The 12,166-nt window shown below is 60.6% G+C and carries 13 protein-coding genes; 10 read left to right on the top strand and 3 right to left on the bottom strand.

Annotation, left to right across the window (positions count from 1 at the left end):
* Position 1 precedes the first annotated feature (1 nt).
* Positions 2 to 1,039, top strand: coding sequence for an AraC family transcriptional regulator (locus tag KDX39_RS01185; RefSeq protein WP_231658916.1), 1,038 nt, complete (start codon positions 2 to 4; stop codon positions 1,037 to 1,039).
* Here KDX39_RS01185 and KDX39_RS01180 read toward each other — a convergent pair.
* Genes KDX39_RS01180 through KDX39_RS01170 form a run of 3 tightly spaced genes read right to left on the bottom strand, consistent with a single transcriptional unit; the run spans position 1,026 to position 3,206 of the window.
* Positions 1,026 to 1,742, bottom strand: coding sequence for a response regulator transcription factor (locus KDX39_RS01180; protein WP_231658915.1), 717 nt, complete (start codon positions 1,740 to 1,742; stop codon positions 1,026 to 1,028). The two genes, KDX39_RS01185 and KDX39_RS01180, sit on opposite strands and share 14 nt — an antisense overlap.
* 16 nt (positions 1,743 to 1,758) lie before the next feature.
* Positions 1,759 to 2,628 (bottom strand): phosphatase PAP2 family protein, encoded by an 870-nt coding sequence (locus KDX39_RS01175; protein ID WP_231658914.1) that lies wholly within the window; start codon positions 2,626 to 2,628, stop codon positions 1,759 to 1,761.
* Entirely contained in the window at positions 2,595 to 3,206 is a 612-nt protein-coding gene (locus KDX39_RS01170; RefSeq protein ID WP_231659345.1) for a histidine phosphatase family protein, read from the bottom strand. The genes KDX39_RS01175 and KDX39_RS01170 overlap by 34 nt, the downstream gene beginning before the upstream one ends.
* Positions 3,207 to 3,642: 436 nt before the next feature.
* Between KDX39_RS01170 and KDX39_RS26330 the strand changes: the two genes are divergently transcribed.
* The 9 genes from KDX39_RS26330 to KDX39_RS01130 all read left to right on the top strand — a co-directional run bounded on the left by KDX39_RS26330 (position 3,643) and on the right by KDX39_RS01130 (position 12,029).
* Entirely contained in the window at positions 3,643 to 3,777 is a 135-nt protein-coding gene (locus KDX39_RS26330) for a hypothetical protein (RefSeq protein WP_257108365.1), read from the top strand.
* A 3-nt stretch (positions 3,778 to 3,780) separates the two neighbouring features.
* Positions 3,781 to 4,440 carry an SbmA/BacA-like family transporter gene (locus KDX39_RS01165; RefSeq protein WP_269439792.1) on the top strand — a complete coding sequence of 220 codons (660 nt, stop codon included), beginning with the start codon at positions 3,781 to 3,783 and terminating at the stop codon, positions 4,438 to 4,440.
* A 252-nt stretch (positions 4,441 to 4,692) separates the two neighbouring features.
* On the top strand, positions 4,693 to 5,847 hold the full coding sequence (locus KDX39_RS01160) for a mandelate racemase family protein (RefSeq protein WP_210043387.1): 1,155 nt from the start codon (positions 4,693 to 4,695) through the stop codon (positions 5,845 to 5,847).
* Between the two features lie 91 nt (positions 5,848 to 5,938).
* Positions 5,939 to 7,561, top strand: coding sequence for an ABC transporter substrate-binding protein (locus KDX39_RS01155; RefSeq protein ID WP_231658912.1), 1,623 nt, complete (start codon positions 5,939 to 5,941; stop codon positions 7,559 to 7,561).
* Between the two features lie 41 nt (positions 7,562 to 7,602).
* Positions 7,603 to 8,640: an ABC transporter permease gene (locus tag KDX39_RS01150; protein WP_231658911.1), complete on the top strand. Its 1,038-nt coding sequence runs from the start codon at positions 7,603 to 7,605 to the stop codon at positions 8,638 to 8,640.
* Complete coding sequence (locus tag KDX39_RS01145) at positions 8,640 to 9,545, top strand: ABC transporter permease (RefSeq protein WP_025993532.1); 906 nt, start codon at positions 8,640 to 8,642, stop codon at positions 9,543 to 9,545. The genes KDX39_RS01150 and KDX39_RS01145 overlap by 1 nt, the downstream gene beginning before the upstream one ends.
* Before the next feature lie 20 nt (positions 9,546 to 9,565).
* The gene (locus tag KDX39_RS01140; RefSeq protein ID WP_004881922.1) at positions 9,566 to 10,405 is read left to right on the top strand and encodes an ABC transporter ATP-binding protein; all 840 of its coding nucleotides are present in this window, start codon (positions 9,566 to 9,568) and stop codon (positions 10,403 to 10,405) included.
* A gap of 10 nt (positions 10,406 to 10,415) precedes the next feature.
* Positions 10,416 to 11,180 carry an ABC transporter ATP-binding protein gene (locus KDX39_RS01135; protein ID WP_231658910.1) on the top strand — a complete coding sequence of 255 codons (765 nt, stop codon included), beginning with the start codon at positions 10,416 to 10,418 and terminating at the stop codon, positions 11,178 to 11,180.
* Between the two features lie 126 nt (positions 11,181 to 11,306).
* On the top strand, positions 11,307 to 12,029 hold the full coding sequence (locus KDX39_RS01130) for an oligogalacturonate-specific porin KdgM family protein (protein WP_184323011.1): 723 nt from the start codon (positions 11,307 to 11,309) through the stop codon (positions 12,027 to 12,029).
* The last annotated feature ends 137 nt before the right edge of the window (positions 12,030 to 12,166 follow it).

Below are 12,166 nucleotides of genomic sequence, written 5' to 3'. Positions count from 1 at the left end.
CTTGACTATCAAAAGCGATTGGTACGAAGCCGACAGCCGCTTCATCCCGGGCCACTATCAGCCTGCCACACTGATCGATCTGGCGCTGTCGCGCGGGCTGGACAGTCATCGCCTGCTCAGGGGCACCGGTCTGTTTTACGAGGACATTCTGGCAGGCAATACACGCTTGAGCCCGCAACAATGCTTTGTCCTGATCGGCAACGCGCAACGGCAAATGGAGGCTGACGACACCAGTTTCCTGTTCGGCCAGCGGCTGTTTCCCGGCCACTACGGCGCCGCGAGCCACGCCTTGCGCCATGCCCAGAACCTGCATCAGGCACTGGAGATCGTGATTCATCAGCGCGCCCTGCTCAGCCCGCTGCTGACCCCTCGACTGGCGCTGGACGAGCATTTCGCCTACGTGTACTGGCTCGATAACTGCGGCGCAGGAGAACAGCAGGTGTTTCTGCTGGAAGCGGCCATGACATCGATGGTCGCCATGAGTCAGCAGTTGAGTGGCGAACGTCTGCCGTGGGAATGCAGTTTCAGTCATCCGGAGCCGCGTTATGTCGAGCAGTACTGGGTGCATCTGGGCGAACACACGGTGTTCGAACGACCGCTGGACATGATGCGTCTGCCCCGGCACTACCTGACGCGACCGTGGCCTGGCGCTTCGCCCATCGCAGCGCAGGTCGCCCAACGGGAAGCCGCGACACAGCTCGCCGCGCTGGGCATGTGTGCCAGTCTGCTGGACCGACTGCACCAACACCTGACCGACACGGTGCGCGACGCCACCAGCCTGGAACAGGTCGCGCAGACCTTTGCCATGAGTCCGGCCACCCTCAAGCGCAAGCTGCACAAGCACGGCACTTGCTTTCAGGCCCGGCACGACCTGGCGCGCAAGCATGTCGCGCTGTACCTGTATCAGATCAAGGGCATGAGCAACGAGGCAGTGGCCGAGTACCTGAACTTCAATGACCCGGCGAATTTTCGGCGTGCGTTCAAGCGCTGGACCGGCAGCACACCCACACTGATCCAGCGCCTGTTCAGTTTCGACTGAGCGGGCGTCTGCCTGGCAGATCGCCAAGAACCCGTTGCTCGCAGAGTTTGTAGCCCAGCCCATGGGCGGTGTGCAGCAGCGATGTGTCGAACTCTTTGTCCAGTACCCGTCTGAGCGTGTGGATGTTGCTGCGCAGGCTGTCACTCTTCGGTGCATCGCGGCCCCACAGCACCGCCTCCAGCTCGGCCCGTTTGACGATGTGCGGGCTTTTGCGCATCAACAATTCCAACAGCTTCATGTTGGTCGGGTTGAGTTTAAGAGGCAGGCCGCCCCGCGAGACTTCCAGCGTATCGAGATCGAACACCAGATCAGCCACCACCATCTGACGGTTGTCCTTGCGCTGCCTGCGCCCGACGACAGCCTCGACCCTGGCCAGCACCTCGGACATTGCAAAGGGTTTGGTGATGTAGTCATCCGCCCCGACCTTGAAGCCGATAAGGCGGTCTTCCAGCTCATCGCGTGCGCTGAGCATGACGATGGCGACTTCCGACTGCGAGTATTGACGCAAGCTGCGACATATCTGGTTGCCGTCGATGCCGGGCAGCATGATATCGAGAATGATCGCGTCGAAATGCTTCGACGCTGCCAGATGCAGCCCGCTCAGACCGTCCAGCGCGCCTTCGACTGCGTGTCCTCTCAGTTCGAAAAACTCCAGCAGATTGTCGTGAATATCACGGTGATCCTCAATGACCAGAATGTTCATGGCAGCGTTCCTGTCCCTACCTGACCCATCCGGAACCTGCCATGGCAGGCTGGCGAACAGGTGCGTACGACAAGGGCTGCTGCAACCGCGAGCGGCCATAGAAACACAGCGCAACCAGCAGCGTGCTCAACCACACCACGAGCCCGGCCCAGAAGGTGTGCGACATGAAATGCCAGCCCTGCAGCACCCGGGTGGTGCCATAGATCGTGCCCAGCAGCAGGATCGCGACCAGCAGGCGCTTCGAATGCTGCCAGCGATAGCGACGGGCGACGAAGTACAGGGCCAACAGGCTGAACCCGCTTGATGCATGACCACCCGGCCAGCAACGCCCTGCCCCTGCCTCATGCCACAGATTGAAATTGCGGAACCATTCCACCTGAGCCTGCACCCCGCCATACAGCGTGGTTTCGACCGGACAATAGATACTGGTGTGGCTCTTGAGGAAATGGATCATCCCGGTACTCAACGCGAACGCGACGACCACGAACAGGAAGTCCAGCCGATGCCGACTGAAAAATTGCAACGCAGTTGCGCCGCGGCTGCGGCCGACCCAGCGCGTCAAACGCGAATGTGGACGGTACTGCAGCGCGGGCCAGACGAACGACAGCAAAGTACCCATGATCGCCAGCTCACCCGTCCAGTTCGGAATGATCCGTGCCCAGTTATGGGTAATCTTTTCGAACAGATGACTTTCCCCGAGGGGGAAATGGCCGGCTACCGGATCGTAGAGCAGGTTGCTGAGCATGATGTCCAGGCGGGTCAGGTCGAAGGTGGCGAACACCACCAGACCGAACAGTAAAGGAAACACCAGATTGTTGCGGTAGAAGGTGTAACGGGCGCTGGACGGTGTCTTCAATTCAGTTGCTCGCTGTCGATATCTGCCCATTGCCTGGCATTCAGGGATCCAAGGATTTTCGGAGTGTGCGTGCCGTCCACTTGAACGAACACCGCTTCGGCGTAGGCGCTCGAGCGTTCATTGAAGGGCACCCCCAGCTTGCGCTCGAACTGATCGATGCAGCCGCTGTGGGTGACCAGGATCATGTTTTCGCCCTTGACCTTGTGCGCCTGCACGGCATTCTTGAAATTACCGTTGCACTCGTTGGGCCACGCCTCGTTGGCGACAACATGCCCGGAGATCAGGTCGGCGGTCTGCTGGGTGCGCATTCTCGGGCTGGTGATCATTCGGGCATTGACCAAACCAAGCCGTTTGAGGCCCGCACCTACTGCGAGCGCTGCCTCGCTGCCCTTGAGCGTGATGCCCTGCGGGTCGGCCATGCAGGGATTGCTGGACCGATCACAACGTTCCGCATGCCGAATCATGACCACCACATCGCCCTGCTTCCAGCGTGCATAAAGGTCCGACTTCTTCAACATGCCGCTGCCCCCCAGATTGACGACGTGGGTTGCCTTGAAAGCGCTGACGCCCCAGCCACCGACTGCTGCGGTGGCCACGACGACGAGCATCAGAGCGATCTGTCGATTGCTCAACAACGGTTTCCCGGCCGTCGATCTGAAGAACCAGGGTCTGGTGACGGACCCGTCTCTGCTGGTTGAACTGCGCGCCACGTGGCCGCTCCTGTACTGGATATCTGCGTGATTTCAGCTGCGGCCAAGATAGGGTCGGCTTCGTGCGGAGGCGGTGAAGAAGATGTGAAAAAGACGTTGCAGGATGCGAGTGACTGGCAATGCCCTGACGCAGACGCTTGGCCTGCAGGCCACATGCCATAAGGCCTGCATGGACAACCGGGGTTCAACGTGGAATGCCTGCGCCGCGCTGGATGAAAACTATTTAACGTTTTTTCTGAAAATCCCTGTCGCTGCTCCATCCTTTGACTCGCACATACATTGAGATAAATTCTCATTCAAAGTTTGCGGACCAAGGCCCGCATAGGGACACGGGATGACACCGAACACTCCCGCGCAGGTCGGCGCGTTTGCCGTGGTCCTGTGGAACCTGTCCGGCGTGCTGACTGTTCAGGTGCTCGGTCAGGGCATTACGATTCACGGCTACCTGCTGTGGATTGCCGTCGCCTAGACCCTGCTCGGCACCGCCTTCACGCACTTCATCGGGCGCCCGTTGCAACCGCTGAATTACCAGCAGCAGCGCTACGAAGCGGACTTTCGCGCCAGCCTGCTGCGCAAGTGTGACCATGCCGAACAGATCGCGCTGTATCGCGGTGAGGCGGTCGAGCAACGGCAACTGGGCGAACGCGTCGAACACATCGCGGGCAACTGGTGGCAACTGATGAACCGCATGCGCAAGCTGCAGTTCTTCACCGTCAGCTATGACCGGGTCAGCCGGATCATTCCGGTATTCGCCGCACTCACCGCCTTTCTCGCCAAGACCATTACGCTGGGCGGTCTGATGCAGATCCGCAACGCCTTTCAGCTGGTGCAGGGCTCGCTGGGCTGGTTCATCGACGTGTACCCGCGTCTGGCGGCATGGAGCGCGACGGTCGAGCGGCTTGGCCAGTTCCAGCAGGCCATCGAGGCGACACGCGGTCGGGTCGTCAAACCTGAACAGGGTACGGTGCTGCGCGTTGAGAACCTGGTGATTCATCACGCTGATGGCAGTCATCTGCTGGGCACACTGCTCATCGGCATCAGCCATCAACCCGCTGTTGCCAGACTGTTCTCGCGCCGGCTGAAGAAACGCGATTTTGTGGGAGCGGACAGCGCTATGTCGGAGACGTGGTGAGACGTCCCAAAGACCTATGAACAATCAATCCCCCACAAAATAGGTATGACGACTTCTCGGCCGTCATATCACCCTGCAGCCAAGCCTCGTACGCACCACCGCCAGTATCACGGCCTATAAACAGCGTTTATAACGTATAAAGTCATCATACGACCCTTGACATCGTCCTACAAAAGCACAAATACTCGGCTCAAAGTTGTATGACGACATACTATAAATTTTCAAATAACTACAATAACTCTGAAGGCTCTCATGAACATCACATCGGTCAGTGTCGACGTCTTTACCTTTCCCTCGCGACGCGCTGTAGACAGCGCAGGCCACGCCCATCCCGGCGAAGAAAAACCGGTCAGGATGGCCATGCTGCGTATCGCCTGTGACGACGGCAGCGAAGGCTTCTCCTTCGGGCCGCCCGAGCTGATCCGCCCCCACATCATCGAGTCGTTCGTCAAGAAAGTGCTGGTCGGCCAGAACCCGATGAACCGGGAAAAGATCTGGCAGGAACTGGCCCACTGGCAACGTGGCAGCGCCAGCCAGTTCACCGACCGCGCCCTGGCACTGGTGGAGCAGGCACTGTGGGATCTGGCGGGACGCGTACTGAAACAGCCCGTGCACCAGCTGCTGGGCGGTTATCGCGACAAGGTGCTGGCGTACGGATCAACCATGTGCGGCGATGACCTGGCAGGCGGCCTGTCCACCCCGGACGAGTACGGCCAGTTCGCCGAGAAACTGGTCCAGCGCGGCTATAAAGGCATCAAGTTGCACACCTGGATGCCCCCGATCTCCTTCGCGCCCGATCCGCGCATGGACGTTCAGGCCTGCGCCGCCGTACGTGAAGCAGTCGGCCCGGACATCGCTCTTATGCTCGACGGCTACCACTGGTATAGCCGCACCGACGCGCTGTACATCGGACGCGAGCTGCAAAAGCTCGACTTCGCCTGGTTCGAAGAACCGATGATGGAAGATTCCGCGGAATCCTATGCCTGGCTGGCGGCCAACCTGGACATTCCGGTCCTTGGCCCAGAAAGCATCGCTGGCAAATACCACAGTCGTGCCAGTTGGGTGGCCAACAAATCCTGCGACATCCTGCGCGCAGGCGTGGCCGGTGTGGGCGGTATCGGACCCTGCCTGAAAGTCGCGCATCTGGCGGAATCTTTCGGCATGGATTGCGAGGTCCACGGCAACGGTGCCGCCAACCTGGCAGTGGTCGGCGCGATCAGCAACTGTCGCTGGTACGAACGCGGCCTGCTGCACCCCTTTCTCGATTACGATGACGTACCGGCATACCTCAATACGCTGGTCGACCCAATGGACAAGGACGGTTTCGTACACCTTAGCGAGAAGCCCGGGCTGGGTGAGGACATCAACTTCAGCTACATCGAGACCCATACCGTACAACGCTACTGACCGGTGGCGTAACGAGGGGTGCTCGAGGCGCCCCTCGCTAAAGCGTTTCGACAAACAAGCGTCTGAATAACTATAAAAAAGGACCGCACCCATGAAGCTCTGGCCCAAGCGCCTGCCCTGGCTGCTTTGCTTCGCCATGACGGCGACACTCATGCACACCCCGCCCGCTCTGGCGCGCGGCGAGACACCGGTGGACCAACTGGTGGTCGGCATGAGCATGATCAACCTGCTGTCACTCGATCCTGCCGGTGCAACCGGACTGGAAGTGGCCGAGGTCAATTCCAACGTCTACGACATGCTGCTGGAGCAGGACGCTGCCAGACCGGACCAGTTGATCCCGGCACTGGCCGAGCGCTGGGAAATCAGTCACGACCGCATGCGCCTGACCTTTCACTTGCGTGCCGGCGTGACGTTTCATTCCGGCAACGCGCTGACCGCCCAGGATGTCGCCTGGTCGCTGCAACGTGTGGTGACGCTGAACAAGGCACTGGCTTCGACCTGGAAAGCCTATGGCTATACCGCCAGCAATGTCAGTGAGTTGATGCGCGCTGAAGGCCCGTCCACCTTCGTGCTCGATTTGCCCAAAGCCACCGACCCGATGCTGGTACTCAACACCCTGGCGACCTCGCCGAGTGCCTTCATCATCGACCGCGTTACCGCACTTCAGCATGCCAAAGGCGATGACCTGGGCGCAGGCTGGCTGACCACCAATACCGCCGGTTCCGGCGCCTTCAAGCTGGACATCTGGCGCGCCAACGACGTGATCCTGATGAGCCGATACGACCAGTACTGGCGCGGTCCGGCCAAAATGCGCCGGGTAATCATGCGCAACATGACCGAATCCCAGGCCCTGCGCCTGATGGTCGAGCGTGGAGATCTGGACGTCGCTCGCGGCATGGCTGCCACCGACATCAAGGCCCTGACCCGCTCGGACGAGGTCACGGTACAGACCATTGCGCGCGGCACGATCTATTACGTTGCCCTGAGCATGGAGCAGCCCGTGTTCAAGGACATTCGCGTGCGTCAGGCCATTCGCTCGCTGATCGACTATCAAGGCATCAACAACGTGGTCATGCCGCACTATGGCGTGATCAACCAGCGCCCGCTGCAATTGGGTCTGCCTGCCCGCCTCGACGATCCGGGCTACGCGCTGAATGTCGCGAAAGCCAAACGCCTGCTGGCTGAAGCCGGGTACCCGGATGGTTTCAAGATCACCATCCGCTCGCTCACCGATTCGCCCTTCATCAACATCGCCACCAGCCTGCAGTCGACCCTCGCTCAGGCCGGCATTCACGCCAATATCATTACCGGCACCGGCAACCAGATCTACGGCGCGATGCGTGATCGGCGCTTCGATATCCTGGTCGGTCGCGGCGGCGGCGGTGCCGAACGTCATCCCCACTCCAGTCTGCGCGCACTGATCTACAACCCGGACAACCGTGAGGAGGCCAGGCTGAGCAACTTCCAGGGCTGGCGCACCTCGTTCTACGACGCCGAGATCAATCAATTGATCGAGCAGGCCGAGCGCGAGCGCGACGCCGCGCAGCAACTGGCCGATTACCAGCGTATCCAGGCCCTCTACGACCAGAAAGCCGGGCCGATCATGCCGGTGTCGCAGATGACGGACGAGGTGGTGATTCACGCCGACGTGCGCGAATACCTGGGGCACAGCGCCGCCACCACGCGCCTGCGTGACGTCTACAAGCAACGCTGAACACACGCGTTCAACCGCTCAAGCCAAGGCAGGAATACACCATGTCGAGTGCATCGATTTCATTTTGGAGCAGTCGGGTCGCCAACGGCACCCGTCGCAGCGGATCAGTGGCGGCGACCCTGTTCGGCCTGCTGTTGCTCACTTTCTTTATCGGCCGGGTCATGCCGCTGGACCCGGTACTGGCCATCGTCGGACCGGACGCGGACGCGGCTGCCTACGCTCAGGCCTACCAGGAACTGGGCCTGGACAAACCGCTGACCACCCAGTTCGTGATGTACATCAAGGACCTGTTGCACGGTGATCTGGGCAAGGCCCTGCTGACCGGCCACCCGGTGATCGAAGACATCGCCAGAGTGTTCCCGGCCACGCTGGAACTGGCGACCCTGGCCATTCTGTTCGGCGTACTGATCGGCCTGCCACTGGGCGTTTATGCCGCAACGCATCAGGGCCGCGCCGGTGATCATGTCGCCCGGGTCATCACCCTGTTCGGTTACTCAACACCGATCTTCTGGCTCGGCATGATGGCGTTTCTGGTGTTCTACGCCTGGCTCGGCTGGGCGGGCGGCGTAGGACGCATCGGCCTGGCCTACGACGGCCTGATCGAGACCCGCACCGGTCTGCTGCTGATCGATACTGCACTGTCCGGCGACTGGGATGCGTTTCGCAGCGCGCTGCGCCACATCCTGCTGCCTGCGGTGATCCTGAGCTTCAACTCGGTGGCCTACATCAGCCGTATGACCCGCAGCTTCATGCTTGAACAGCTGTCGCAGGAATACATCATCACCGCCCGGGTAAAAGGCCTGTCGCAACGCCGCATTGTCTGGGGCCATGCATTCCGCAACATTCGCGTGCAACTGCTGACCATCGTCGCCCTCGCCTACGGCGGTCTGCTGGAAGGTGCGGTGCTGATCGAAACCGTCTTCGCCTGGCCCGGCTTTGGCCAGTACCTGACCAGCAGCCTGTTGCTGGGCGACATGAATGCAGTGATGGCCTGCGTGTTGTTGATCGGCCTGATCTTCGTGGTCCTGAACCAGATCAGTGACGCCCTCTACAAAGTCTTCGACCCGAGAACCCGCTGATGACGACTTCCATGACAAGCAGCGCCAAATCGACGTTTCAGGCCCCGACGTCAAGCCTTGCGGCCTTCGCCAATAGCAGCGCAAAGCTGATGCGCTTCCTGCTGCGCAACCCGATGACCCTGGCGGGACTGATCGTGATCAGCACGCTGATGATCGTCGCCCTGTTCGCCCCCTGGATCGCGACCCATGATCCGCTGGCACAGGATCTGTCGGCCGCGCTGCGCAGCCCTGGCGCGCAGAACTGGTTTGGCACCGACGAGTACGGCCGTGATGTGTTCAGCCGTCTGGTGTACGGCTCGCGCATCACACTTTACATCGTGATGCTGGTGACCGTGATCGTCGGCCCCATCGGCCTGCTGATCGGCACGGTGTCGGGCTACTTTGGTGGCTGGGTCGACAGCCTGTTCATGCGCATCACCGACATCTTCATCTCGTTCCCGAGCCTGGTGCTGGCACTGGCCTTCATCGCGGCACTGGGTCCGGGCCTCGAGCATGCGGTGATTGCCATCGCCCTCACCGCCTGGCCACCCATCGCGCGTCTGGCGCGGGCCGAAACCCTGTCGCTGCGCAACGCCGATTTCGTCGTCGCAGTGAAGCTGCAAGGCGCCTCGTCGGTGCGGGTCATCGGTCGTCACATCATTCCGATGTGCCTGTCCTCGGTGATCATCCGCCTGACCATGAACATGGCCAGCATCATCCTCACTGCTGCCGCGCTGGGCTTTCTCGGGCTGGGCGCTCAGGCGCCGCTGCCGGAATGGGGCGCGATGATCTCCAGCGGTCGGCGCTACATGCTGGAAAGCTGGTGGCTGGTGGCAGCGCCCGGCGCAACCATCATGCTGGTCAGCCTGGCGTTCAACCTGCTCGGTGACGGCCTGCGCGACGTACTCGATCCACGCAGCGAATGACAATAACAAGGACGATAACCATGTCTCAGATAAAGCTTGCGGTAGAAGATTTGCGGGTCGAGTTCCACAACGCCGGCAAGACCACGGCGGCGGTTCGCGACGTATCGTTCACGCTGGGCCGCGAAAAGCTGGCAATCGTCGGCGAGTCCGGCTCGGGTAAATCCACGGTCGGACGCAGTCTATTGCGCCTGCATCCAGCCAGCGCGCGGATCACTGCCAAAACGCTGCGCTTCGGTGACGTCAATCTGCTCGAATGCAGTGAAAAACAGATCCAGGGCATTCGTGGCCGACGCATGTCGATGATCATGCAGGACCCGAAATACTCGCTCAATCCAGTGATCAAGGTCGGCGAGCAGATCGCCGAAGCCTATCTGGCGCATCACCGGGTATCGCGCAAGGAAGCCCGCGAACGCACGCTGGACATGCTCGCCAAGGTCCATATCCGCGAACCGGCCCGGGTCTACGAGCTGTACCCGCACGAGGTGTCGGGCGGCATGGGGCAACGGATCATGATCGCCATGATGGTCATCACCGATCCGCAGGTCATCATCGCCGACGAGCCGACCTCGGCGCTGGACGTGTCGGTACGCCGCCAGGTGCTCAATGTGCTCGAAGAACTGGTCAGCGAGCGGGACCTGGGGCTGATCTTCATCAGCCACGACCTGAACATGGTGCGGCATTTCTGCGACCGCGTGCTGGTGATGTATGCCGGGCGCGTCGTGGAATCACTCAAGGCCGATGAACTGGATCAAGCCTGTCACCCCTATACCCAAGGCCTGCTGGCCGCACTGCCCAGCCTTGATCGCCCGCGCGCCAGCCTGCCGGTATTGCAGCGCGATCCCCTCTGGCTCACTCACTGAGAACGCTCCCATGGCAATGATTGAAGTCAACTCACTGAACCTGAGCTTCGGCACGGGCACTGCTTTGAATCAGGTGCTGCGCGACGTCAACCTGCAGGTCGAGCAAGGCCAGTCGTTCGGGCTGGTCGGCGAGTCGGGGTCGGGCAAGACCACCGTGCTGCGCTGCCTGGCGGGGCAGTATCACCACTGGACCGGTGCCTTGAGCGTGGCGGGCCAGAAAGTCGGCCGCAAGCTCGACGCCAGCCATTACCGCACCGTGCAGATGGTGTTCCAGGACCCCTACGCATCGTTACACCCGCGTCACACCATTGACGCGGCCCTCAAGGAACCGCTGAGCATCCACAAGATCGATCAGCGTGACCGACGCGTCTGCGACGTGCTTAACCGCGTCGGCCTCAACGAGAGTTTCCGCTTCCGTTATCCGCATCAACTGTCCGGCGGCCAGCGCCAGCGCGTTGCGATTGCCAGGGCGCTGATTCTGGAGCCGCGCGTATTGCTGCTGGATGAACCGACGTCGGCACTCGACGTCTCGGTGCAGGCTGAAATCCTCAACCTGCTGGCTGACCTTCGTCAGCAGCAGGGCCTGACCTACCTGATGGTGACCCACGATCTGGGCGTGGTCGCGCACCTGTGCGACCGGGTTGCAGTGATGCAACAGGGCCAGGTCGTGGAAACCCTCGACAGCAGCCAGTTGAGCAACGATCAGGCGCAGCACGACTACTCACGACTGCTGATCCAGGCCAGTCGAGACATGGACATGCGCCCGAGCGGATGACCGCTGCAGGTCCGCCTACCACCAAACCTGGCTGACAGCGTGATCCCTGGCCGAACCGGCCATCGGATCCGGCTGCCTGCGATTTGCCCAAAACACCTTTTTTCTCACTCGAACAAGAATAAAAAAATGAAAAAATCAATCGCATTGCTTTCTCTGGCCGCCCTGTTCCCAAGCGCATGGACCCATGCCGACAGCGCCTACATCAACTACCGCCACCAATACGCAGAAAGTACCCGCATGCACGCCGACCGGGTCAAGTTCGGCACGCGCCTGGACAGCGGCTGGGGCTTTGAGGGCGAACTGAAATACAAGACGGCAGGTGATCGTCAGGACGTTGCCTTCGACAACACCGTGGGCAACGGCCACGAGCTGACGGTCAGCTATCAGCACAAGCTCAATGACAAATGGCTGCTGACCCCTTCCCTTGCGCTGGAAAGCATCGAGCGCTCCACGGCTTACAAAATGGGGTTGAAGGTCGGCTACAAAGTGACCGACCAACTGACGCTTTCGGGTCGCTATCGCTATGACTCGATCAAGCTCGACCGGGACAAGATCAACAAGGACATGCCCGACAATCAGATGAACGATCAGTCGATCAACCGCTACGACGTCTGGGTCAACTACGCCACCAAAGGCCCCTGGTCATACGAGTACCAGTTCACCTATTTCGATGCCGACTATATCCGCTACGACAATGACAAGACCGACTACGAACAGAACGCCGCCTTCAAGTACAAATGGGACAAGAACTGGGTGCCGTTTTTCGAAGTGGGCGACATCAAGGTCAACGCCGAGGACGACAAGCGCCAACTGAGGTTGCGGGTGGGGGTGCAGTACAACTTTCTTTGAGGGTTGAAGCGCAAAAAGGCCGGAACGATGACATCCCGTTGAACGCATGACCCGTGGAAGGCGGCTTGCCGGCGATGACGTCAGTTCAGTCACTGAAAAGTCGCATCAGAAAATGCATCGCCGGGACGCCGCCTCCC

This window comes from Pseudomonas sp. CDFA 610, assembly GCF_021147865.1.
GTDB lineage: Bacteria > Pseudomonadota > Gammaproteobacteria > Pseudomonadales > Pseudomonadaceae > Aquipseudomonas > Aquipseudomonas alliivorans.
The sequence above is the reverse complement of the archived record's forward strand: the minus strand, read 5'-3'. Positions and strand labels throughout refer to the sequence as shown.

Coding starts and splice junctions, on each gene's coding strand:
- KDX39_RS01135 (WP_231658910.1), top strand. CDS start 10,416: ATGGCAATGATTGAAGTCAACTCACTGAACCTGAGCTTCGGCACGGGC.
- KDX39_RS01130 (WP_184323011.1), top strand. CDS start 11,307: ATGAAAAAATCAATCGCATTGCTTTCTCTGGCCGCCCTGTTCCCAAGC.
- KDX39_RS01180 (WP_231658915.1), bottom strand. CDS start 1,742: ATGAACATTCTGGTCATTGAGGATCACCGTGATATTCACGACAATCTG.
- KDX39_RS01150 (WP_231658911.1), top strand. CDS start 7,603: ATGTCGAGTGCATCGATTTCATTTTGGAGCAGTCGGGTCGCCAACGGC.
- KDX39_RS26330 (WP_257108365.1), top strand. CDS start 3,643: ATGACACCGAACACTCCCGCGCAGGTCGGCGCGTTTGCCGTGGTCCTG.
- KDX39_RS01175 (WP_231658914.1), bottom strand. CDS start 2,628: ATGGGCAGATATCGACAGCGAGCAACTGAATTGAAGACACCGTCCAGC.
- KDX39_RS01145 (WP_025993532.1), top strand. CDS start 8,640: ATGACGACTTCCATGACAAGCAGCGCCAAATCGACGTTTCAGGCCCCG.
- KDX39_RS01155 (WP_231658912.1), top strand. CDS start 5,939: ATGAAGCTCTGGCCCAAGCGCCTGCCCTGGCTGCTTTGCTTCGCCATG.
- KDX39_RS01140 (WP_004881922.1), top strand. CDS start 9,566: ATGTCTCAGATAAAGCTTGCGGTAGAAGATTTGCGGGTCGAGTTCCAC.
- KDX39_RS01160 (WP_210043387.1), top strand. CDS start 4,693: ATGAACATCACATCGGTCAGTGTCGACGTCTTTACCTTTCCCTCGCGA.
- KDX39_RS01170 (WP_231659345.1), bottom strand. CDS start 3,206: ATGCTCGTCGTCGTGGCCACCGCAGCAGTCGGTGGCTGGGGCGTCAGC.